We start from the raw sequence: 22,068 nt of genomic DNA on the forward strand, positions 1-22,068 counted from the left end.
TCAGGTGCGTGAGGAGAGGGGAGGGGAGGGGAGAAGAGGGCAGGGCGGGGTAGGGCGCGGTGGTGCGGTGCCGGTTCTCGGGAGTTCTCGGAGGTTCTCGGAAGGGTGGGGTGGGGTCAGGCGACGAGGGCGGGGACGACCACTGCGTCGATGTACGAGGACAGGAAGGCCTGGGTCGGTGGCTCGTTGTCGATCATCGTCCGGGCCACCACAGCCCCGATGATCATGTGCAGCACGTAGTCGATCGCGCGGTTGTCCGCACGGACCTCGCCGCGGTCGACGGCACGCTGCACCACCTGGCGCATCTCTTCCAGTTCCGGCTCGACCAGCCACTCCCGCAGGGCGGCCAGCAGATCGGGGTTCGAGTGGACCGCCGTCCCCAGGGCGCGCATCAGAGAGGAGTTCTGCTCCATCTCGCAGTCGTCCTGGCGGGTCGTCATCGCGTGGAGGTCACCCCGCAGGGTGCCGGTGTCCACGACGGCGATGCCGACCGGTTTGTGGTGCCGGACCGACCTGGCGACCAGTTCGGCCTTGCCGCCCCACTGGCGGTAGAGCGTGGCCTTGCTGGACCGGGTGCGGGTCGCCACGGCGTCCATGGTCAGGGAGTCGTAACCGACCTCCCGGAGCAGGTCGAGGACGGCCTCGTACAGCTCGGCCTCGCGCTCGGGCGTGAGCCGGCTGCGACGCGTCGTTGCTGTCTCAGCCATCCCATTCACCGCTTCCGCTCGAACGAAACTGTCTCGTACTCCTTTGAAGATACCCTGCGCGTCAACGAAACGAAACCGTTTCGTACGTGTGGTGGGTCACGCGTCCGTCCGGAACCACGAGTTGCCGGGCCCCGCCCACCGGAAAAGCATGGGTGGGTGAGCGACGAGAGCGAGAACGGGACCCGGTACGGGGATGAAGAAGCGGCCGGGGCCGGAGCCGGGGCGGGCGGTGGCTCCGGCTCCTATCTGCGGTTCCCGCATCTCAGCGGGGACCGGCTCTGCTTCGTCGCCGAGGACGATCTCTGGGTGGCGCCCCTCGACGGGCCCGGCCGTGCCTGGCGGGTGACCGTCGACCGGACCAAGGTCAGCCACCCGCGCTTCTCCCCCGACGGGCGGCATCTCGCGTACACGTCCTGGCGCAGTCTCGTGCCGGAGATCCAGCTGGCCCCGGTCGACGGCGGTCCGGCCCGGCGGCTCACCTACTGGGGCAACGCCGACACCCAGGTCTGCGGCTGGTCGCCCCCCGACGCGGAGGGCACCTGCGAGATCCTCGCCGTCGCCTCGCACGGTGAGCCCTTCTCCTACTTCACCTGGGCCTACAGCGTGCCGGTCGACGGCGGCCCCGGCCGCAAGCTCCCGTGGGGCCCGGTCTCCGACATCGCGGTCGCGGACTTCGACGGCGAGCGCAGGACGCTGCTCCTCACCGGTACGCCCCCGCACGAGCCCGCCGCCTGGAAGCGCTACCGCGGCGGCGCCACCGGGCGGCTCTGGCTGCACGGGCAGCGTCTCCTCGCCGACCTGGACGGGCATCTGGACTCGCCGATGTTCGTCGGCGACCGGATCGCCTTCCTCTCCGACCACGAGGGCGTCGGCAATCTGTACTCGTGCCTGCACGACGGCTCCGGGCTGCGGCGCCACACCGACCACGACGCCTTCTACGCCCGGCACGCGTCCAGCGACGGCGACCGGGTCGTCTACCAGTGCGCGGGTCAGGTGTGGATCGTCGACGACCTGGCCGCGGACGCCCGGCCCCGCCGCCTCGACGTACGGCTCGGCGGGCCGCGCGCGGGCCGCCGCCCCTACCAGGTGCCGGCCGCCCAGCACGTCGACGGGATCTCCGTGGACGAGACGGGCCGGGCCGGCGCGGTCGTCGTCCGCGGCAGCCTGTACTGGCTCACGCACCGCGACGGCCCGGCCCGCACCATCGCCGACACCCCGGGCGTCCGCGTCCGGCTGCCCGAGATGCTCGGCTCCGGCGGGCAGGTGGCGTACGTGACGGACGCGGAGGGCGAGGACGCCGTCGAGATCGCGTACCTGCCCCGCGCGACGGGCGCGCGCGAGCCCCGCCGGCTGGCCGCGGGGGAACTGGGCCGCGTCCTGGAACTCGTCTCCGACCCGAAGGGCGAACGGCTGGCGATCGCCTCGCACGACGGCCGACTGCTGCTGCTCACCGTGGGCGAGAACGACGAGGGGAGCGAGGAGGACGAGGGGGCGGTCACGGAGCTCGTGCGGTCCGTCAACGGGCCCGTGCGCGACCTCGCCTTCTCCCCCGACGGGACCTGGCTGACCTGGTCCCATCCGGGAATCGGCCGCACGCTCCGCCAGATCAAGCTGGCGCGGATCGACGGGCCGGGCGCCCGCACGGTCGTCGACGTCACCAACGGCCGCTTCGAGGACGAGAACCCGGTCTTCACCCGCGACGGCCGCTTCCTCGCCTTCCTCTCCTGGCGCGGCTTCGACCCGGTGTACGACGTCCACACCGGCGACCTCTCCTTCCCGCTGGGCTGCCGCCCGTACCTCGTACCGCTGTCCTCGGCGACCCCGTCCCCGTTCGCGCTGACCCCCGAGGGCCGTCCGGCGGCCGGCGGTCTGGACGAGGAGGGGGGTGGGGACGGGGGTGCGGGGGCCGGCACGGTGACCGTCGAGACCGAGGGGCTGGAGAGCCGGGTGACGCCGTTCCCGGTCACGGCCTCCAAGTACTCGGCGCTGTACCCGGTCGCGGGCGGCGGGCTCGTCTGGCTGCGCTGGCCGATCTCGGGGGCGCTCGGCGAGACGTTCGCGAACCCGGACGACACCAGCGGCCGGCCGACCCTGGAGCACTTCAACCTCTCCAAGGCGAAGAAGTCCGAACTCGTCGACCATCTCGACTGGTTCGCGCCCAGCGGCGACGGCAGCCGGCTCGTCGTGGTCGACGAGGGAGAACTGCGGGCCGTCCCGTCCACCGAGCCGGGTGACGGCGACTCGACCGTCTGGATCGATCTGCGCCGCATCCTGCACGAGGTCGACCCGGCCGCGGAATGGCGGCAGGCGTACGCCGAGGCGGGCCGCCTCATCCACGCGTACTTCTGGGAACCGGGCATGTGCGGCATCGACTGGCCGGGCGTGCTGGACCAGTACCGTCCGCTGGTCGAACGGGTCGCGTCCCCCGACGAGTTCGCGGACCTGCTCCGCGAGGTGCTGGGCGAACTGGGCACCTCGCACGCGTACGTGGTCGCCGCGCGCCGCAACGAGGGGCCGCCGCACTATCAGCGGCCCCAGGGCCTGCTGGGCGCCAACTTCGCCTGCAGGGAGGGCAATTGGTTGCTCAAACGCATCCTGCCCGGCGACTCCTCCGACTCCAAGGCGCGTTCCCCGCTGGCCGGTACGGGCATCCGCGAGGGCGCGCGGCTGACGCATGTGGACGGGCGGCCGGTGGACCCGGTCACCGGTCCGTTCCCGCTGCTCGCGGGGGCGGGCGGTACGACGGTGGAGCTGACGTTCACCCCGGCGGAGGGCTCGGGGAGCGTGGGAAGCTCGGGGGGCGCGGGAGGCTCGGAGGGCTCGGGGTGTTCGCGCCGGGTGGCGGTGGTCCCCCTCGTCGACGAGCGGCCGCTGCGCTACCAGGACTGGGTGGCGAAACGGCGTGCCGTGGTACGGGAGTTGAGTGGCGGCCGGTGCGGTTACCTGCACATCCCCGACATGGGCGGCTCGGGCTGGGCCCAGTTCAACCGCGATCTGCGCATGGAGGTGTCACGGCCCGCGCTCATCGTCGACGTACGCGGCAACGCGGGCGGCCACATCAGCGAACTGGTCATCGAGAAGCTCACCCGTACGATCATGGGCTGGGACCTGACCCGTAACGCGCAGCCGGTGTCGTACACGTCCAACGCCCCGCGCGGGCCCGTGGTCGCCCTCGCCGACGAGATGACCTCCTCGGACGGGGACATGATCACGGCGGCCTTCAAACTGCTGAAACTGGGGCCGGTGGTGGGGCTGCGCACGTGGGGCGGGGTGGTCGGGATGACCGGGCGCCATGAGCTGGGGGACGGGTCGGTCATCACGGTTCCGATGAACGCGGCGTGGTTCGACGCGTACGGGTGGTCCGTGGAGAACCACGGGGTCTGTCCTGATCTGGAGGTGCTGCGGACTCCGCTGGACTGGGCGGAGGGGCGGCATGCGCAGTTGGACGACGCGGTGCGGTTGGCGTTGGACCTCCTGGCCCTGCATCCGGCGGCCACGCCGCCGCCGTACACGGACCTTCCCGACAGGTCCCGGCCGCGCCTGCCGCCCCGACCCTGACCCTGCCCCTCGGCGGGGGCGCTGACCGTTTCACTCCAACCTGCGGCCCGGCGGGGGCGGATCGCGCAGTTCCCCGCGCCCCTACGGGGCACCCCCTCAGGGGCGCGGGGAACGGCGCAGGCTTTTGGTTTTTAGGGGCGCGGGGAACTGCGCAATCTTTTCGTCTTTGAGGGGCGGAGCCCCTTAGGGGCGCGGGGAACTGCGCGGCCAGCCCCCACCGGCCCGCAGGCGACAAAAAACGTGGGGCGCCCCAGAGAAGAGGGCACCCCACGTCAATTCCGGCCAAGGCCGAAGGCTGAAGGCTGAAGGCTGAAGGCTGAACAGAGCGTCAGCTCAACCGAGTCGCACGTCTCAGACGTCGAACTCGTCCAGCCGCTGCCGCGCACCTTCAGGCGAACGCCGCTCCGGCCGCTCACGATCCGGCCGCTCCCGCTCGGCGGGCCGCTCACGCTCGGGCATCTGCTGCCCACGCTCGCCCGCCTGGTCACGACGCTCGCCGAGCTTCTGCTTCGCGGTGCGCTGAAGTTCTTCGGCCTTGTCCTGGAACTGGTCCTTCATGGCCATGAGGTTCACTCCCGTTGTGGGTGAGGGGGTTGGGCCTCGACCAGAGTGACACGCACGGACATCACGCGCATTTCGGTCAGTCACGGTCGGTGACGCACCGTGTCCCGCCCGGCCTGATCAGCCTCCCCACCTGCACCGACGAGCCCCGTACCGACGCTCCCCAGCCTCGGTGCGAACCGCCGCATCTCCCGCTGCCCGACCGTCCCGATGAGCGCGGGGAGATAGCCCCGTACCCCCTGCATCCCGCGCAGCCACCACTGCCCGTACACATGACTGGACCTCCGCTCGATCCCGGCGACGATCCGGTCGACGGCCGGCCCCAGCGGGTACGTCTTGTTGGCGGGCCACGGCAGCCGCTGGCGCAACTCCCGCATGACGTCGTCCTGGTCGGCCCCGCGCACCATGTCGGTGTCGGTCCAGGAGAGATAGCCGACCCCGACGCGTACGCCCTGGTAGCCGACCTCGGCCCGCAGGCTGTGCGCGAACGCCTCGACACCGGACTTGGACGCGCAGTACGCACTCATCATCGGCGCGGGCGTGATCGCGGCGAGCGAGGCGATCTGGAGCAGATAGCCGCGGCTCTCCTGGAGGACGGGCAGGAAGGCCCGGGCGGTGACGGCCGAACCGATGAGGTTCACCTCGATGACCCGCCGCCAGGCCACCGGGTCGGAGTCGACGAACGGACCGCCGTTGGCGACACCGGCGTTGGCGACGACGATGTCGACCTTCCCGAACCGCGCCTTCACCTCGCGCGCGACCTCGGCCATGGCCTCGTGGTCGGTGACGTCGGCGTGCCAGTACCCGCTCTCGCCGTGCAGCCGTTCGGAGACGCCCTTCAGTTCCTCGGGTTCAAGGCCGACGAGCGCGACGGTGGCGCCGCGGGCGGAGAGCTTGCGGGCGAGGAGTTCCCCGACGCCCCGCGCGGCTCCCGTGACGACGGCGACCTGTCCTTGAAGTCCGACCCTGCTCATGCGCCCTCCTTGATCACTGCGTATGTGGCGACGAGTGCACGGATCCGGGTGGTGACCAGGTCAGGTGCCTCGATGGGGGTCATGTGCCCGATGCCGGGCAGCTCGGTGGAGCCCACGCAGTGCGGCAGCGCGGCGACCAGGGAGCGCGCGTGCACGGCGGGCGTGAGCCGGTCGGCCGTACCGACCACGACCTCGGCGGGGACCCGCAACTCCCGTACCGCGTGGTCGAGATCGAGCAGGTCGAGCACCTTCGACCAGGAGTGGCGCACCTGCCGGGGACACGCGTGCACGATCCGCGCGCACGCGTCGACCATGGCCGGCGCCGAACCGGGGCCCATGGTCCCGTACTTGAGGATCCGCCGGGCGAGCGGTGTGACCGGCCCGAGCGGCGCCCGCGACCCGAGGATCTGCTTGGTCAGCCAGGTACGCGACCGCCCGGCCCGCATCGGGAGTACGAGCGACTCGGCGACCAGCCGCGAACTGCCCGTGCTGCACAGGAGTACGGCGGCGGCGTGTTCGCGGAACCCGGCCCGTTCGGACGCGGCGATGAGCGTCATCCCGCCCATGGAGTGCCCGGCGAGAACGGCCTTCTCGCCCGGCGCGAGGGTGGCCGCGAGCACCGCCTCCAAGTCGTCGGCGAGCCCGTCCGTGCTGCACGCGGGGCTCGCGGGGCTGCGCCCGTGCCCGCGCTGGTCGTAGACGATCACCCGGTGTTCGGCGGCGAGTTCCTGTATCTGCGCCGCCCAGAAGGCGGTCGAGCACGTCCAGCCGTGCGCGAGCACCACCGCGGGGGCGGCCGGGTCGTCCACGGCTCCGTGCACCTCGACGTGCAGCCGCGCCCCGTCGGCGGAGACCGCCGTCAGCTCGCGCGCGGGGACGGGCGGCGCGTAGGGGCCGGCGGCCTCGCGCGTCAGTCGGCTCATGCTTCTGCCTCGGCCTTCTTCTGGGTACGGGCGGCCGGTTTCGCGGGCTGCGCGGCCGATGCCGGTACGAGTTCGGGTTCGGGTGTGGGCGCCGGTGCGGGCGCGGGTGGGCGGATCAGGTCGTACTCCGCCAGGTCCACGTGCCGTGTCGCGCCGCGGAACTCCGTGGTCGTACCCGGCCAGACGGTCGTGTTGACGCCGTTCTCGTCGAGGTACCAGCTGTTGCAGCCGCCGGTGGACCAGACCGTGCGCTCCATGCGTTTCTGGACGCGGTCGTTCCAGGCGTCGACCGCGCCGGGGCGTGCGTCGAGTGCGGCCCGGCCGCCGAGCACGTTCAACTGCCGTACGTAGTCGGCCAGGTAGTTCAGCTGGGACTCGATCATCAGGATCATGCTGGAGTTCCCGAGACCCGTGTTGGGGCCGATGATCGTCATCCAGTTGGGGAACCCGGCGGCGGTCGCGCCCCGCAGGGACCGCATGCCGGACGCCGACCACGCCTCGGCGAGCGTCCGGCCCTCCACGCCGACGACCCGGTCGGCGATGGGCATGTCGGTGACGTGGAACCCCGTACCGAAGACGATCGCGTCGACCTCGGCCTCGGTGCCGTCGGCGGCGACGACGGTAGAGCCGCGGATCTCGCGCAGTCCGCTGGCGACGACGTCCACATTGGGCTTCGCGAGGGCCGGGTAGTACGTGCTGGACAGCAGGATGCGCTTGCAGCCGATGCGGTAGGACGGGGTGAGTTTGGTCCTGAGCCGCGGATCCTTGATGGCGCGGTACATGTTCCGCCTGGCGATCTGCTCGACCAGCCCCAGCTCGTTCGGACGCTTGGTGAACGCCTGGACCTGCAACTCCCGGATGCCCCACAGGAGTCCGCGGCGCAGCCGGGCCGTGACGGGCAGCGTCCGGTGCAGCAGGCGCTCGGCGCCGCTGACGGCCCGGTCCATGCGCGGCATCACCCAGGGCGGGGTGCGCTGGAAGAGGGTGAGCTTCGCGACCTCGGGCTGGATCGCCGGCACGATCTGGATGGCCGAGGCCCCGGTGCCGATCATCGCGACCCGCTTGCCGCGCAGGTCGTAGTCGTGGTCCCAGCGGGCCGAGTGGAAGACCTTGCCGGGGAAGGTGTCGAGGCCGGGGACGTCCGGCACCTTGGGGTCGGAGAGCGGCCCGGTGGCGGACACGACGAGGTCGGCGGTGAGGGTGCCGCTGCTGGTCTCGATCACCCAGCGCAGTCGCTCGATGTCCCAGGTCATGAGCTTGACCTCGGAGTTCAGACGCAGATGCGGCCGCAGTCCGAAGGTGTCGGTGACGTGCTCCAGATAGGCGCGGATGTGCTCCTGCCCGGAGAAGGTGCGCGGCCAGTCGGGGTTGGGCGCGAAGGAGAACGAGTAGAGGTGGGAGGGGACGTCGCAGGCGCAGCCGGGGTAGCTGTTGTCGCGCCAGGTCCCGCCCACGCTGTCGGCCCGCTCCAGGACGACGAAGTCGGTGACGCCCTCGCGGCGCAACCGCACGGCGGCTCCCAGCCCGCCGAAACCGGAGCCGATCACCGCCACCCGTACATGTTCGTGCTCGGTCATCCCGATGCCTCCATGCCGCGTCCATGCCACGTACGACCGCGCCAGTGAACACTGGCGCAATGGGGAGACTAGAGCAGCTCCGTACTCATGGGTAGGGGTTGCGCGCAGGAAAGTTACCGGCGGTACGACATAGGGTGCCGATGTGGCGGACAAGCGGGAGTACCGAATGGAGGAGCTGGCCCAGCAGGCCGGCATCACCGTGCGCACGCTGCGCTTCTACCGTGAGCGGAAGCTGATCCCGCCACCGCGCCGCGAGGGCCGCATCGCCTGGTACGACGAGGACCACCTCGCCCGGCTGCGCACGATCGCCGCCCTCCTGGAGCGCGGCCACACCCTCAACGGCATCGCGGAACTGGCCGAGGCGTTCGACCACGGCCGCGACGTGGGCGAACTGCTGGGGCTCGGCGCGCCCACCGAGGAGACCCCGGTGCGCCTCTCCCCCGAGGAACTGGCCGACGTCTTCGCGGGCCAGGCCACCTCGGAGAACCTCGCCGCGTCCCTGGACCTCGGCTATCTCGCCACCGACGGCACGGACATCGTCCACATCAGCCGCCGGCTCCTGGACACCTCGGCGGCGCTCGTCCGCGAGGGCATCCCGCTCGCGGACATCCTCGCGGCCGCCCGCCGCGTACGCGAACACGCGGACGCGCTGGCGGAGTTGTTCACCGACCTGGTCCTCACCGAGGACCGCACCCCGCAGGACCTCCAACGCCTGCGCCCCCTGGCGAAGAGCGTGGTGGAGGCGGAACTGTCGATGGCACTGGACCGACGGATGGGCGGATTGCCTCGCGACAGGAAAGCGGATGCTTAGGCAGGGTTTCGACGCCGCTCGCACATAAATTCCATGCAGTCGCCCAGATGGGCTATGATCCGCAGAAATCCATCGCACTGATGGATTTGATTCAAACTCTTGCACGAATCGGGAGAGAAGTGCGTACGTTTTCCACGCTCACAGCCACCACGGCCTTCTTCTACATCCTCTCGGTATCCGTCGCGGCGGCCGACTGCATCTGGTAATACCCGGAGTGCCGGACCCCTCTCCCACAAGGACCCTCAGGACCCGGTAGCCCCCCAGTCGGCGAACAGCCGCCGCAGCTCAACAGCCTCGGCCACCGCTCCGAGTCTTCCGTAGATCGTCAGCGCGCGCTCGGCATGAGCGCGCGCCGACTCGATGTCTCCCACACGGAGACAGGTACGACACATTCCCGCGAGGGCCTGCGCCGAGCACAGGGAATAGCTGTATTTATCAGCAATCTCCTGCGCGAGCAGATAAGTTTCCAGGGCGGTGTTCAATCGCCCCATCGCGTACTGCGTATCCGCAATCCCGATGAGACTCCGCTGCCTCTCATAAGAATTGCCAATTCGTCGCGCGGCCTCCTCCGCCGCACCGAAGTGGGACAGCGCGTCCTCCGTCCGTCCCGACCCCGCGCAGGTCTCGCCGAGCCGGATCAGAGTCGTGATCTCCCCGATCGCGTCACCACTGGCCCGATGGCTGGCGAGGGCCCGATGAAAACAACCGAGAGCCCGGCCCGATTGACCCGTCGCGTGATATACCGCGCCGAGGTTGGTGTCGATGATGGCGAGATCCTTCTTCCCGCCGACCCGGCGCATGAGCACCAGGGCCTGCTCGTAGTAACCCCGGGCCTCCTCGTGCCGCCCCACGGCAAACCGGATGTCGCCCAGGTTGTTCCAGGCGATCGCCTCCCCGTGGAGATCGCCCAGTTCGCGGTGGATCGCGAGCATTGTCTCGAACCGGTCGCCCGCCTCCGCGTACTCCGCCCGGTGCACCAACGCCGTGCCCTGCACATTGAGGGTCTCGGCCACCCCGTGCCGGTCGCCGACCAGCAGATAGAGCTCCAGGGCCCGTTCGAGTTGCCCCAGACACGCCTCGCCGTGGCCCGCCCCGAGATGGGCGCGGCCTATCTCGAAGTGGGCGTCGGCAAGGCCGTGGGTGTCCCGCAGCTCCCCGAAGACCCCGAGCGCCTCGGTGGCGGCGGCCAGCGCGGCACTGTGGTTCTCGCGGGCCAGCACGCTCGCCCGCTCCACCAGCATCTGCGCGAGAGCGGCCCGGTCACCGCCGGAGCGCAGCGCGGCGAGCGCCGCCTCGTGCAGCTCGGCGGTGATGTCGTGCGTGCCCCAGAGCTTGAGGGAGTGCGCGAGCACGTGCGGGAACTGGGCGGCGAAGTCCGGGAACTCGGCGGCGGCCGTACGGGCCACGGCCAGCAGGTTGCCCCGCTCCACGGTGAGCCACACCGTGGCCCCGTCGGCGTCGGACGCCGGGCCCTGCTCAGGAACGTCCGGCGACACGAGCCCGGCCCCGAGGGCCCTTCGGTGCCGACGCGGATACGCGGCCCTGTCCGCCCGGTCGGCGGCCGTGAGGTAGTACGCCATCAGCCGCCGCAGAGCCTCCCGCCTGGCCGGTTCCGGATCCTCCCGGCGCCCGAGCCGGCTGCCGAACGCCCGCGTCAGATCATGGAGTCGGCAACGGTCGCGGACCGGCTCGTCGAGCAGGTGACGGTCCAGCAGGGCGTCCACCGCGCGACGGATCACGTCCGGGTCGTCCCCGGACAGCGCGATCGCCGCCTCCAGGGTGATGTCCGGACCCGGGTGCAACGCCAGCCGCCGGAAGAGCCGTTGCGTCGGAGCGTCCAGATCGGTGTACGACAGTCTCAGGGCGGCGGCCACCCGTTCGTCGAACTCGTCCAGCCGGTCACCCGCGCGCGCCAGCCGGTCGGCCACGTACTCCAGATCCCAGGTGTCCCGGTGCCGGAACCGGCTCGCGAGGAGCTGGAGAGTCAGCGGATGGCTGCCGCACAGCTCCACGACGCGGCGCAGCGCGGAGGTGTCGGAGACCCTCGCCGCACCCGCGATCCGGGCGAAGAGCGAGGACGCCTCGGACACGGACAGCACGTCCAGCGGGAGGGAGGTGGCGCCGTCGAGGCCGGCGAGCCGGTTGCGGCTGGCCACGATCGCGTGGCATTCCGGCGCACCGGGGAGCAGCGGCCGTACCTGCTCGGCACTGCGCGCGTTGTCGAGGACGACGAGCACCCGGTGGTGGGCGGTCCACTCCCGCCAGCGCGCGATCCGCTCGTCGAGCGTGGCCGGCAGCGGATCGGCCACACCGACGGTGTGCAGCAGGAACGCCAGGGCGTCGGCGGGTTCGTACGGCGGCTGGTCGCTGTAGCCGCGCAGGTCCACGTAGAACTGGCCCGCGGGGTAGCGCGACCGCATGCGGTGGGCGGCATGGATGATCAGCGCGGACTTACCCACACCGGGCATACCGTGCACGACGGTGAGGGGCAGCGCCGTGCCGTTCTCCTCGGAGGCGGGTTCGGCGAGCAGGATGTCCAGCTCGCTCCTGCGGCCGGTGAAGTCCCTCGTGTCACGGGGGAGACTGCTGCCGACGTGTCCGGCGGAATCGTCCGCGGTCGCGGGGCCGGCGGTGGGCCATGGTGCACGTCCCTCACCGGCCACCTCCCTGGCGCGTGAGGAGTCGTTGCGCGCCATTCGGGACGAGCCGGTTTCCGGCCCGTGCTCCCGCAGGGCCGGGTCCTGGCGGAGGATGCGTTGCTGCAGATCCCTCAGGTTCGCACCGGGGTCCATGCCCAGCTCGTCACCGAGGCGGTCGCGGGTGTCCCGGTACAGGGTCAGCGCCTCGCCATCGCGGCCCGAGCGGTAGAGGGCCAGCATCAGGGAGGCGACGGCCTGTTGGGCGAGCGGGTTGAGAGAGACGAGTTCGTGGAGTTCGCCGACGAGGTCCGCATGACGGCCCAACTGCATTTCCAGGCGGATGCGTTCCTCGTGCACCCGCCGGTGGTCCTCGGTCAGCCGGGCCCGCGCGGAGGCAGCCCAGGCGCCGGTGAACTCCGCGAACGGCTCCCCGCGCCAGAGCGCCTGAGCGGCGTGCAGCAGACCGACGGCGTACTCCGTGTCGCCCCGCCCCGCCGCCACCCGGGCCTGCGCGCGCAGCCGTTCGAGACGAACGAAGTCCACGTCCTCCTCGCGCCCGAGCCGCAGCCGGTAGCGGCGCGGCGACGCCCGCTCGACCAGCGCGTCGTCGCCGACGGCACGGTGGAGCCTGGTGCGCAGCCGCGAAAGGTAGGTGTGCAGCACTTCCACCGGAGCCGCGGGCAGTTCGTCGTCGTCCCAGACCCGCTCGACGAGCGTGTCCACGGAGACCGGATCTCCCCTGGCATAGAGCAAAATCCCGAAGACGCATCGCGCCTTCAGCGAGCCGAGCGCGTACTGACGTCCCTGGTGCCACAGTTCGAGCGGCCCCAGCGCAAGAAGGTCCACCATCTCCCCCAGATGGTTCAGCCGCTTCCTGCACTCACTGTCAGGGCGCTGCCGGAACGAACGGAGGGAGCGGAGCGGGGCGCACGGACGCGTGAGGGGCGCACGCAGACGCCACGCGGTGTCCCGGGGCGATCCACAGGCTCTCCCGCACGGGGACTGCAAGGTTTCTGCAAGCCCGATGTCCACCCTCCCGGGCAGACAGGGAAAGCGGGGCCCGGACTGCCGCAAGCGGTCGGCCCCGCCTCAACTTATGTCGCCGACAACGGTGTTGGCATAACGGGGGAGTTCTCATGAGTATGACGATGCCGGATGCCGACCGGCGTCTGGCGGTGCCCTTGCGCCTGGACGTGGAGCGCTGGGCCACCTTCCGGATACGCAGGAGGGTGCTCGCCGTGGTGCACACGGTCACCTCCGCGCGACGACTGCTGGAAGCGGTCCGGCTGTTGGAGGGCGACCCGCGGGTCCAAGTCGTGTTCACGACGGCCGCGGACGTCTTCAACCATGGCGTGGACGCGTTTCTGGAGGGCACCAGGGCACTGGTCGTGCCCTGGAACCAGGCGGTGCACACCCGGTTCGACCTCGCGCTGGCCGCGAGCTACGGCTCGCTGCACGAGCTGCAGGTCCCGGTGATCGTGCTCCCGCACGGTGCCTCGTACAACAAACGGGTCTCCATGCCCGGCGACCACCGGCGGCGGGCCATGGCGGAGCGCGAGGTGTACGGACTGGGCCGGCAGTGGCTGGTCAGGGACGGCGTGGTCGTCCCGTCGGCCATCGTGCTGGCACACGAGGACGACCGGGAACGGCTCGGCCGCCAGTGCCCGGAGGCGCTGCCCGTGGCCGAGGTCATCGGGGACCCGTGCTACGACCGGGTGGTGGCGAGCCTGCCCTCGCGGGCCCTGTACCGGGAGGCCCTGCGGACCGGGCCTCGTCAGGAACTGGTCCTCGTCTGCTCCACCTGGGGACCCGACTCCCTGCTGGGACAGCAGTGGGACCTGCTGGAGCGGCTGGCCGCCGAGCTTCCCCGGGAAGAGTTCCGCATCGTGGTCATGCTGCATTCCAACGTCTGGAACGCGCACAGCGAGTGGCACATCCGCAGCGCCTTCGCCCGGCTGAACCGGTCCGGCGTCGGGCTGGTCGGCCAGCACGCCGAGTGGTGCGGGGCCGTCGTCGCCGCCGACTACCTCGTGAGCGACCACGGTTCCGTGTCGCTCTACGGCGCTATGACCGGTGCGCGGATCCTGACGGCCGGCTCCCCGGACACGGAGCTGGACCCCGGCTCGCCGATGGCCGAACTACGGTCCCTGGCACCTCGGATCCGTACGGACCGTCCGCTGCGCAGGCAACTGCGACAGAGCTCGGCCGCGTACCGCTCGGAGCTGTACACGCGGATCGCGACCCGACTCAGCTCGGAGCCCGGCCGGTTCGCCCCCCGGATGCGCGCGCTGTTGTACCGCCGGCTCCGCCTGCGGCCACCGGTCGCGGCGCCCACCACGGAACGGGCACGGCTGCCGGTCGTCGTGCGCTGTGACGAACCGGGGGCACAGGCTCATGAATGACTTCGGCGCTTTCTCCGCCTCGTCCTTCGTCGCTTCCTGTGCGGCCTCCCACGTCGAACAACGTGTCGCGTCCTTCCATGAGCGGCTGCGGGCGTCCTCGGTCCACGACGTGGAAGTCACCTTGGCACTGCCCGGTCGCGACCGGCCGTTCGTGGACCGGCATCTGCGGGTCGCCCTGCCCGCTCCGTACCCCTGGCCGCCTCTGGCGGACGTCCTGCTCGCACAGGGCGCACCGGACACGACAGCCGACACGTCGGCCTACGGCCATCCGGGCGCCGCGGTGGTCGCGGTGCACCACGGGACCCGCGTGTGCCGACTGCGGCTGGGACCGTGCGGCTCCGGCGCCACCCGCACGCCGCTCACCGTGACGCTCACCGCACGCCATGCGGCCCTGCACTCCTGGCCCGTCTGGGCCTCGCTCGCGCACGCCTGGCTGGTCGCCCACGCGGAACCGCCTTGGCCGGGCGCTTCCCGAGCCCGCGCTCGCCCACAACGGGATCCTTTCGCGGAAGTTGCTCAGCCACCGGCTCCTGAACCGGAGGTCCCGGCCTCGTCGAGCCTCCGTAACCGCTCCCGTACGCCGTCAGCCGGTCCCGGCCGGTTCACGCCGACGTAGAGATCGAGCGCTTCCCGGTAGTGCCCCTGGGCGAGTTCGCGCTGTCCGCGCAGTTCGGCGACCTCGCCCAGGACATCCAGCGCACGGGCCGTCTCGTAGTGGGCCGCGGCCTCACGCAGCACGGACAACGCACCGGCGAGCCAGCGCTCCGCCTCGTCGGGCCGGCCGTCGCCGAGACAGATCCTGCCCAGCAGGGTGGTCGCACGCGCGGCGTTGTAGGAGTCGTCAGCCGTCAGCAATGCCGTACGTGCCTCGGCGGCGTCCTCGGCTGCCCGGGCGAGCCGGCCCCGGCCGAACTCGACGTCGGCCGCGTTGAGCCGGGCGAGCCCGCAGGCCCGTGGGTCCCCGCACCGGCGGAGTTCTGCGGCGGCCCACGCGAACAGCTCGGCCGCCTCGTCCGGTCGGCCCGCCCGCTGATGGGCCAGCCCACGGTAGTTCGACGTTCGCGCGTATCCCAGCTCGTCCCCGGCGGCCGCGAAGAGCCGCGCCGCCTCCTCGAACATCTCAAGGGCGTTGGCGGTGTCTCCCCTGCCCAGCGCGCACTGTCCGCCGGAGGTGAGCATCCGGCACTCGGCCGGCCCGTCCCTCAACTCCCTTGCCGCCGCGAGCCCTTCGGCGTGCGAGGTATGCCATATGTCATAGTGCTTGCGCCGCAGGAAGAAGGGGCCAAGGGCATCGGCGAGCTGCCAGCTGATGTCCTGCTCCCCCGTCGTCCTGGCCCGCCGTATCACCGCCAGCAGGTTGGGCAGCTCCCGCTCCAGCCAGTCCAGCGCCGCCCTGACACCGTCGCCGAAGTCCTCGGTGATCACCGGGCCGGGCCCGTAGGAACGTTCCCGTAAGGGATGTCGAGGATCGATGGCCCGCTCGGCCCGCGTCGCGGTGGCCAGATAGTGGTCGGCGATACGGCGGAACACCGCCACCCGCTCCGCAGCCGTCTCCTCCTCCGCGGCCTTCCCCACGGCGTGCAGCCGTACGAGGTCGTGGAAGCGGTAGCGGTCCTCGCCGATGTCGATGAGCAGGTTGGCGTCGTGGAGGACGTCGAGCAGCTCGCCGGGGTCGGGCCACTCACCGGTTCCAGGACCCGTACCGGCGCCGGAGACGCCCTCGGCGGACCCTCCGCGGGCCGACCCCAGTACCGCTGCCGCGACCCCGCCCCCGAACTCCGTTCCCGGATGCACACCGAGCAGCCGGTAGAGCCGGGCGGCTTCCCGGGGCAACCCCTGATAGGAGAGGTCGAGAGCGGCGCGCACACCGTGGTCACCGTCGATCGCCAACTCGTCCAGCCTTCCTCGTTCCGCGGTCAGGGCCCGGACCATCGTGGTGATCGGGCGCCGCGGCCGCGCGGCCAGCCGCGCCCCGGCGACCCGGACCGCGAGCGGCAGCCCGGCGCAGAGCCCGACGAGGGCGCGGGCGTCGTCCGGCTGGGTGGCCACGCGGTCGTCGGCCAGGGTGACCGCGAGCAGTTCGACCGCCGCTTCGGGGGAGAGAGGTTCCAGGTGCACCTGGTAGCCGCCTTCCAGGGCCAGCCCCGACATCCGCCGACGGCTGGTGACCAGCGTGACGTTGGACCTGCCCGGCAGCAGCGGCCGTACCTGCGCGGCTGTCGCCGCGTCATCGAGCAGCACGACGATCCGACGGTCCGCTGTGTGCGTGCGGTACATCGCGGCCCGCTCGGCGACGCCGTCCGGCACCTGCTGCGGCGGCACACCGAGCCCCCGCAGGAAGCTGCCCAGCACCTGGGCCGGGTCGACAGGGCCGGCCGGCGCCTGCGCGCAGAGGTCCGCGTACAACTGGCCTCCCGGGAAGTCCGGGCGCAACCGGTGCAGCCAGGCCAGGGCGAGCGCCGTTTTGCCGACTCCCCCGAGACCGCTCACGGCGGCGAGGGCGGGGTGGTCCCGTTGCGCGGCGAGAGCCCGGTGGCGGTCCAGCCGCTCTACCTCCACGGTGCGGTCGGTGAGGCGGACGGCCGGTGGAAGTTGCCACGGCGGCTGTGGTTCTGCCGTCCCACCGGTGCGGATGTGCAGCCCACCGTGCACGACGGCTGCCTGCACGCTGGCGCCCTGGACGACACCGCTCAGTTCGTTGTGGACACTCCGCTCCTGCCCCCGCACGCGTCCCCCCACGACCGACCGGTAAGTACCGTCCTATCGGCAGGAGCCTTTCCGCGCACGCGTGCCCGCACACACGCCCGAGGTCCGGCGGCCCGAGGACTACTCGTACGCGACGGTCACCGGCGCGTGGTCCGACCAGCGCTCGCCGTGGGTGGCCGCCCGCTCCACGAAGGCCTTGACGGCCCGGGCCGCGAGTCCGGGCGTGGCGACCTGGTAGTCGATCCGCCATCCCGAGTCGTTGTCGAAGGCCCGCCCGCGGTAGGACCACCACGAGTACGGCCCGTCCACGTCGGGGTGCAGCGCGCGTACGACATCCACGTACCCGAGCCCGTCGGCGCTGCCGTCCCCGCCCTCCGCCTCGGCGAAGACCTTCCCCAGCCACTCCCGCTCCTCGGGCAGGAAGCCGGAGTTCTTCTGGTTGGCCCGCCAGTTCTTGAGGTCGGCCGGCTGGTGGGCGATGTTCCAGTCGCCGCACACGACGACCTCGCGCCCGTCGGCGGCGGCCCGCACGCGCAGCGCCTTCAGATAGGTGCGGAACTCGTCCATGAAACGGATCTTCTCGTCCTGCCGCTCGGTCCCGACCTCGCCGGAGGGCAGGTACAGGCTCGCGACGGTGACGCCGGGCAGGTCGGCCTCGACGTAGCGCCCGCTGCCGTCGAACTCGGCCGATCCGAAGCCGACCTGGACGCGGTCGGGCTCGCGGCGCGTGTAGAGGGAGACACCGGCCCGGCCCTTGGCGGCGGCGGGCGCGTGCACGACATGCCATCCGTCGGGCTGCCGTACGCCCTCCGGGAGCTGCTCGGGCTCGGCCCGTACCTCCTGGAGGCACAGGACATCGGCTGACGTCTCCGCCAGCCACTCCACGAAGCCCTTCTTGGCGGCGGCCCGGAGCCCGTTTACATTCACAGAGGTCACAGTGAGCACCCGGGCACGATACCGGCACACTGGACGAGCACAGCGCACCGCTCCGCCCTCACCTACTGCATAGAAGTACGATACTCGGCATGGATATACGCCCGGTCGCCTTCGACCACCCCGACGCCGTCAAGCTCAACGACGAGGTGCAGGCCGAGTACGCCGTGCGCTACGGCGACGAGGGCGATGTCACCCCGCTCGACCCGACGATGTTCGAGCCGCCGCTCGGCCTCTACCTGATCGCGTACGACACCGGGGACCGGCCCGTGGCCACCGGCGGCTGGCGCACCCAGGACGAGAACGACGAGGGCTACTCGGACGGCGACGCCGAGCTGAAGCGCATGTTCGTGATTGGGGAGGCCCGCGGCAACGGCCTCGCCCGCCGCATCCTCGGCGCCCTGGAGGCCGACGCACGGGCCGCGGGCCGCACCCGCATGGTCCTGGAGACCGGCAACAAGCAGCCCGAGGCCATCGCCCTGTACGCGTCCAGCGGCTACGAGCCCTGCGTCAAGTTCGGCCACTACCGCTTCCACGAGGACAGCCGCTGCTTCGCGAAGCGCCTGTGAGGAACCGCACGTCACGGGCCGCGTCCAGGCACGCGGCCCGGGCGGCGCGGGCCTGCGCCGGGTGGAACGCTGGATTGTCGTCAACCTTCGACCCCGACCGAATCTGCTGACCCCGACGGACGCAAGTCCCCCGCCCTGGCCACCGCGCAACCCTGGGGCCGCACGCAACACCAAAGAACCCCCGCCGGATCTCCCCGGCGGGGGTTCTGAGCTGCGGTGGACCTGTGGGGATTTGAACCCCAGACCCCCTCGATGCGAACGAGGTGCGCTACCAGACTGCGCCACAGGCCCTTGCAACGAGTGAAACTCTAGCATCCCGATCCGGGTGCTTGGAAATCCGTTCCCGGTGGCTCTCCCGCTGGTCAGGGGCAGGGCCTCCGGTGGGGTTCTGAGGTGCCGTCACTCGTTGGCGGCGCGCGGCCGGTCGCCGTCCTCGTACTGGTCGAAGAGGGGCGTACGGCCCCGTTCGCGGGCCCGGCGGGCCGAGGCCGCGCGGCGGGCGTCCGCGGCGCTGCCGGAGCCGTCGTCCCCGTCGTCGCCGTCGGGCTCGATCAGCTCCTCATGCGCCTCGGCCGCTTCGGCGGCTTCCGCCGCCTCGGCCGCCTCCGCCGCCGTGCGGTCCGCGTTCGGCTCGGCCGTGCTGGACCGGGCCGAGCTCCACGCGTCGGGCGCGCCCAGGTCGACGTCGGACGTCGCGCGCGGGGCGACCGGCGCCGTCACGTACGTCGGCAGGGGCACCGGGACGGGGTCCCAGCTCTCACCCCGCGCGGGCCCGTTGCGGCGCTCGCGCTGCTGGTCGACCCACTCCGCGTGGTCGGTCTGCTCGACGAGGGCACGGCGGTCCGCCGCGAGCGCCGACATACCGGGATCGGTGTCGGGCTCGGGTCCGTCCTCCGGCTCGTCGGCGGCGCCCGGGTCGGCCGGGGGCCGCCGGCGCGGCTGCCGCTCGCGCAGCCGCTGCGCCGCGGCCTCGGCCTGCCTGCGGTCCATCACATAGGTGAAGCGCCGACGCTCCTGGGAGCGCAGATACGCGATGTAGATGCTCAGCATCACGGCGGGCACCCCGGGCGCCCACAGGAACGCCAGTCCGCCGACGGCCGCGACGATCGCACCGAGCGTGAAGGCGACGAAGAGCATGACAGTCGTACGCCGTCGGCGCGCGAGCACCTTCGAGCGCCGGGCACGGGCTGCGGCCTCCGCCGCGGCGGCCCTACGCGCGGGGGACGCGGTCGCCCCGTTCGACGCCTTCGACGGCTTCGATGCCTTTGACGTCTTTGGTGTCTTCGACGCCTTCGAGCCGTTCGGCGCGGGCTTGGCGCCCTGCTGGGGCACGGGGCGGCCGCCCGTCGCGCGGCCCTGCTTCGGCGCCGGGTGGGCGGCGGGCTGGGGCTGGGCGCCGGGCTTGGGGGCCGTCGCGGCCGACTGCCGCGACGCCTGCCGCGATGCCTGTCTGGAGGCCTGCTGCACCTGGGCCTGGGCCTGCTGCGCCTCGGCGCGCGACTCCCGCGCCTCGTCGACGTTCGCCCGTACTTCACGGCGCGTCGGAGGCATGGCGAAGGCCCGGACGTCCACCGAGTCGGTGACGCCGTCCGGGTCGGCGCGGTGCTCCCCCTCTTCGGCGGAGCGCGCCTGCAGGTCCTTGGCGTAACGGCGCTCCATCCCCGCCCGTCCGGACAGAAGCCGGATGGCGGTGCTGAAGCGTTCCGTCGGACGGGCCTCATTCAGCTCGTCCTGCCTACGGAGCCACATAGGCACCAAGTAGGCGGCCCAGGCCCCGACAATGACTGCGTAGATGAGGCCGCTGCTGCTCACGCCTCACACGGTAGAGGGGTTTGCATGAGGCCATCTGCCAATTGAGTCGGTGTGTCGCACGATCTGGCTGATATTTCGAGCTTTTTTTGTGACCGATGCGATCAGCAGGCCGCTGAGAGCACGAAATTAATGCCCGAGGATGGTCGATCGCCGATCATTTTCGAACACCTATTTCATTTACGCGGTGTTCCGGGGTGTGTCCCGAGGTGAGTTTTCGGACGCGTTCCTCGTGCGTGTGCGGCGCCAGCGGGCCAGCAGTCCTTCGGGGATCTCCTCGGCCGTGAGGGCGAAGACGAGGTGGTCGCGCCAGGCTCCGTCGATGTGGAGATAACGCGGACGGAGACCTTCGTCACGGAATCCGAGTTTCTCGACGACCCGCCGGCTGGGCCCGTTCTCGGGCCGAATGCAGACCTCGATGCGGTGCAGACCAACGGTTCGGAAGCAGTGGTCGGACACGAGTGCCACGGCCGTCGGCATCACTCCGCGCCCGGCGACCGCCTCGTCCACCCAGTAGCCGATATGGCCCGAACACATGGAGCCCCAGGTGATTCCGGCGACCGTTAGCTGTCCGACGAGCCTCCCCTGGTACTCGATGACGAACGGCAGCATCCGCCCCGCGTTCGCCTCGGCGCGCAGATGCCGGACCATCTGCCGGTACGTCGGCCGGTGGGCGATCGGCCCGCTGGGCGTGGGCGGCGGAATCGTCGCCTCCCAGGGGCGCAGCCAGTCCCGGTTGCGCCGGTTGACGTCACGCCAGGCTCGCTGGTCGCGCAGCTTTATGGGCCTGAGGACCACATCGCCGTGCGCCAGCTCGACCGGCCAGGATGGGCTGTTCAGCTCGCACCCCCACTGCCGCCGGGTCTGGGGTGGTCGCCGCCGCGCAGCTGGTCGACGGCGTGGATCAGGAGGGGTTCGAGGACGGCCAGACCGTCCTTGACCCCGCCGGTGGATCCCGGCAGGTTCACGATCAGCGTCCCCTCGGCGACCCCGGCGAGGCCTCGGGAGAGCGCCGCCGTGGGCACCTTCTCCCGTCCGAACGCCCTGATGGCCTCGCCGATGCCCGGCACCTCGTACTCGATCACCTTCCGGGTGGCCTCCGGGGTGCGGTCGGTGGGCGAGATGCCCGTACCGCCGGTGGTCACGACGATGCTGTAGCCGGCGCGGACGCCTGCCCGCAGCGCCTGCTCCACGGGGTCCCCGTCGGGAACCGCCCACGGGCCGTCGACGGCGAAGCCGAACTTCGCGAGTCCCTCCGCGATCAGGGGCCCGCCCCTGTCCTCGTAGACACCGGCCGCCGCGCGGTTCGAGGCCGTCACGACGAGCGCGCTGTACGGGGCGGTCAGGGCGCCGCCGATCGGCGGATCGGCCGGGGCCTGCGGGGGCTGCGCGTTCTCCGGGGCGCCCGTCATGGCCGGCTCCAGTCGCCCGACTTGCCGCCCGTCTTCTCCTCCACGCGCACGTCCGTGATGACCGCCCCCTTGTCGACCGCCTTGACCATGTCGATCACGGTGAGAGCCGCCACGGTGACCGCGGTGAGGGCCTCCATCTCGACGCCCGTGCGGTCGGTGGTCTTCACGGTGGCCAGGATCTCGACGGCGTCGTCCGCGACCGACAGGTCAAGCTTGACACCCGACACCGACAACGGGTGGCAGAGCGGGATCAGATCCGGTGTGCGCTTGGCGCCCATGATGCCCGCGATGCGCGCGGTGGCGAGGGCGTCGCCCTTGGGCACCCCCTCGCCGCGCAGCAGCTCGATCACGCGGGGCGAGACCAGGACGCGGCCGCTCGCGCGGGCGGTGCGGGCCGTCACGTCCTTCTCGGACACGTCGACCATGCGGGCGGCACCCGCCTCGTCGATGTGGGTCAGTCTGTCCTGCGTGCTCATGCCGTACTCAT

Annotated in this window: 17 protein-coding genes and 1 tRNA gene; 5 read left to right on the top strand and 13 right to left on the bottom strand. The window is 71.5% G+C overall.

The genetic code is table 11. The features are described 5' to 3' along the window. Positions 1-116 precede the first annotated feature (116 nt). The gene (locus tag J8N05_RS02765; protein ID WP_210880889.1) at positions 117-707 is read right to left on the bottom strand and encodes a TetR/AcrR family transcriptional regulator; all 591 of its coding nucleotides are present in this window, start codon (positions 705-707) and stop codon (positions 117-119) included. Between the two features lie 246 nt (positions 708-953). On the opposite strand from J8N05_RS02765, the gene J8N05_RS02770 reads away from it, so the two are divergent. Further along, a complete protein-coding gene (locus J8N05_RS02770) occupies positions 954-4,265 on the top strand; it encodes a S41 family peptidase (RefSeq protein WP_210889979.1) in 3,312 nt (1,103 codons plus the stop codon). Between the two features lie 351 nt (positions 4,266-4,616). Here J8N05_RS02770 and J8N05_RS02775 read toward each other — a convergent pair whose 3' ends face one another. The 4 genes from J8N05_RS02775 to J8N05_RS02790 form a co-directional block, all read right to left on the bottom strand. Continuing rightward, positions 4,617-4,829 (bottom strand): hypothetical protein, encoded by a 213-nt coding sequence (locus J8N05_RS02775; RefSeq protein ID WP_210880890.1) that lies wholly within the window; start codon positions 4,827-4,829, stop codon positions 4,617-4,619. Positions 4,830-4,909: 80 nt separating this feature from the next. Continuing rightward, entirely contained in the window at positions 4,910-5,800 is an 891-nt protein-coding gene (locus J8N05_RS02780; RefSeq protein WP_210880891.1) for an SDR family oxidoreductase, read from the bottom strand. After that, positions 5,797-6,723, bottom strand: coding sequence for an alpha/beta fold hydrolase (locus J8N05_RS02785; protein ID WP_210880892.1), 927 nt, complete (start codon positions 6,721-6,723; stop codon positions 5,797-5,799). Before J8N05_RS02785 ends, J8N05_RS02780 begins: the two co-directional genes overlap by 4 nt. Further along, positions 6,720-8,300 (bottom strand): flavin-containing monooxygenase, encoded by a 1,581-nt coding sequence (locus J8N05_RS02790; RefSeq protein ID WP_210880893.1) that lies wholly within the window; start codon positions 8,298-8,300, stop codon positions 6,720-6,722. The genes J8N05_RS02785 and J8N05_RS02790 overlap by 4 nt, the downstream gene beginning before the upstream one ends. A gap of 166 nt (positions 8,301-8,466) precedes the next feature. On the opposite strand from J8N05_RS02790, the gene J8N05_RS02795 reads away from it, so the two are divergent. After that, positions 8,467-9,111, top strand: coding sequence for a MerR family transcriptional regulator (locus tag J8N05_RS02795; protein WP_210889980.1), 645 nt, complete (start codon positions 8,467-8,469; stop codon positions 9,109-9,111). 242 nt (positions 9,112-9,353) lie between these two features. On the opposite strand, the gene J8N05_RS02800 is transcribed toward J8N05_RS02795, so the two are convergent. Continuing rightward, positions 9,354-12,599: an AfsR/SARP family transcriptional regulator gene (locus J8N05_RS02800; RefSeq protein ID WP_210880894.1), complete on the bottom strand. Its 3,246-nt coding sequence runs from the start codon at positions 12,597-12,599 to the stop codon at positions 9,354-9,356. A 287-nt stretch (positions 12,600-12,886) separates the two neighbouring features. Here J8N05_RS02800 and J8N05_RS02805 point away from each other — a divergent pair, with 287 nt between their 5' ends. Both J8N05_RS02805 and J8N05_RS02810 read left to right on the top strand, forming a co-directional pair. After that, positions 12,887-14,152 carry a hypothetical protein gene (locus J8N05_RS02805; RefSeq protein WP_210880895.1) on the top strand — a complete coding sequence of 422 codons (1,266 nt, stop codon included), beginning with the start codon at positions 12,887-12,889 and terminating at the stop codon, positions 14,150-14,152. Further along, complete coding sequence (locus J8N05_RS02810; RefSeq protein WP_210880896.1) at positions 14,145-14,768, top strand: hypothetical protein; 624 nt, start codon at positions 14,145-14,147, stop codon at positions 14,766-14,768. Before J8N05_RS02805 ends, J8N05_RS02810 begins: the two co-directional genes overlap by 8 nt. On the opposite strand, the gene J8N05_RS02815 is transcribed toward J8N05_RS02810, so the two are convergent. Together J8N05_RS02815 and J8N05_RS02820 are read right to left on the bottom strand one after the other, a co-directional pair. Then, positions 14,669-16,891 (bottom strand): ATP-binding protein, encoded by a 2,223-nt coding sequence (locus J8N05_RS02815; protein WP_407699882.1) that lies wholly within the window; start codon positions 16,889-16,891, stop codon positions 14,669-14,671. The two genes, J8N05_RS02810 and J8N05_RS02815, sit on opposite strands and share 100 nt — an antisense overlap. 87 nt (positions 16,892-16,978) lie before the next feature. Beyond that, positions 16,979-17,824: an exodeoxyribonuclease III gene (locus J8N05_RS02820; protein WP_210880897.1), complete on the bottom strand. Its 846-nt coding sequence runs from the start codon at positions 17,822-17,824 to the stop codon at positions 16,979-16,981. Between the two features lie 59 nt (positions 17,825-17,883). Here J8N05_RS02820 and J8N05_RS02825 point away from each other — a divergent pair, with 59 nt between their 5' ends. Further along, positions 17,884-18,360, top strand: a complete 477-nt coding sequence (locus tag J8N05_RS02825; protein ID WP_210880898.1) for a GNAT family N-acetyltransferase — start codon at positions 17,884-17,886, stop codon at positions 18,358-18,360. Between the two features lie 217 nt (positions 18,361-18,577). On the opposite strand, the gene J8N05_RS02830 is transcribed toward J8N05_RS02825, so the two are convergent. From J8N05_RS02830 to moaC, 5 genes are all read right to left on the bottom strand, one after another. Beyond that, positions 18,578-18,651: transfer RNA gene (locus J8N05_RS02830), tRNA-Ala, on the bottom strand. Positions 18,652-18,759: 108 nt separating this feature from the next. Beyond that, entirely contained in the window at positions 18,760-20,172 is a 1,413-nt protein-coding gene (sepX, locus tag J8N05_RS02835; protein WP_210880899.1) for a divisome protein SepX/GlpR, read from the bottom strand. Between the two features lie 177 nt (positions 20,173-20,349). Further along, positions 20,350-21,009 carry a GNAT family N-acetyltransferase gene (locus J8N05_RS02840; RefSeq protein WP_210889982.1) on the bottom strand — a complete coding sequence of 220 codons (660 nt, stop codon included), beginning with the start codon at positions 21,007-21,009 and terminating at the stop codon, positions 20,350-20,352. Next, positions 21,006-21,581 carry a MogA/MoaB family molybdenum cofactor biosynthesis protein gene (locus tag J8N05_RS02845; RefSeq protein ID WP_210880900.1) on the bottom strand — a complete coding sequence of 192 codons (576 nt, stop codon included), beginning with the start codon at positions 21,579-21,581 and terminating at the stop codon, positions 21,006-21,008. Before J8N05_RS02845 ends, J8N05_RS02840 begins: the two co-directional genes overlap by 4 nt. Further along, positions 21,578-22,057: a cyclic pyranopterin monophosphate synthase MoaC gene (gene moaC / locus J8N05_RS02850; RefSeq protein WP_189774961.1), complete on the bottom strand. Its 480-nt coding sequence runs from the start codon at positions 22,055-22,057 to the stop codon at positions 21,578-21,580. Before moaC ends, J8N05_RS02845 begins: the two co-directional genes overlap by 4 nt. Positions 22,058-22,068: the final 11 nt, after the last annotated feature.

It is taken from the genome of Streptomyces liliiviolaceus, assembly GCF_018070025.1.
Taxonomy (GTDB): domain Bacteria; phylum Actinomycetota; class Actinomycetes; order Streptomycetales; family Streptomycetaceae; genus Streptomyces; species Streptomyces liliiviolaceus.

What these genes read in the sequence shown, in the direction of transcription:
- moaC (WP_189774961.1), bottom strand. Translation starts at nt 22,057, where the DNA reads ATGAGCACGCAGGACAGACTGACCCACATCGACGAGGCGGGTGCCGCC.
- J8N05_RS02845 (WP_210880900.1), bottom strand. Translation starts at nt 21,581, where the DNA reads ATGACGGGCGCCCCGGAGAACGCGCAGCCCCCGCAGGCCCCGGCCGAT.
- J8N05_RS02785 (WP_210880892.1), bottom strand. Translation starts at nt 6,723, where the DNA reads ATGAGCCGACTGACGCGCGAGGCCGCCGGCCCCTACGCGCCGCCCGTC.
- J8N05_RS02825 (WP_210880898.1), top strand. Translation starts at nt 17,884, where the DNA reads ATGGATATACGCCCGGTCGCCTTCGACCACCCCGACGCCGTCAAGCTC.
- J8N05_RS02780 (WP_210880891.1), bottom strand. Translation starts at nt 5,800, where the DNA reads ATGAGCAGGGTCGGACTTCAAGGACAGGTCGCCGTCGTCACGGGAGCC.
- J8N05_RS02810 (WP_210880896.1), top strand. Translation starts at nt 14,145, where the DNA reads ATGAATGACTTCGGCGCTTTCTCCGCCTCGTCCTTCGTCGCTTCCTGT.
- J8N05_RS02805 (WP_210880895.1), top strand. Translation starts at nt 12,887, where the DNA reads ATGAGTATGACGATGCCGGATGCCGACCGGCGTCTGGCGGTGCCCTTG.
- J8N05_RS02795 (WP_210889980.1), top strand. Translation starts at nt 8,467, where the DNA reads ATGGAGGAGCTGGCCCAGCAGGCCGGCATCACCGTGCGCACGCTGCGC.
- J8N05_RS02800 (WP_210880894.1), bottom strand. Translation starts at nt 12,599, where the DNA reads ATGGTGGACCTTCTTGCGCTGGGGCCGCTCGAACTGTGGCACCAGGGA.
- J8N05_RS02775 (WP_210880890.1), bottom strand. Translation starts at nt 4,829, where the DNA reads ATGGCCATGAAGGACCAGTTCCAGGACAAGGCCGAAGAACTTCAGCGC.
- J8N05_RS02790 (WP_210880893.1), bottom strand. Translation starts at nt 8,300, where the DNA reads ATGACCGAGCACGAACATGTACGGGTGGCGGTGATCGGCTCCGGTTTC.
- J8N05_RS02765 (WP_210880889.1), bottom strand. Translation starts at nt 707, where the DNA reads ATGGCTGAGACAGCAACGACGCGTCGCAGCCGGCTCACGCCCGAGCGC.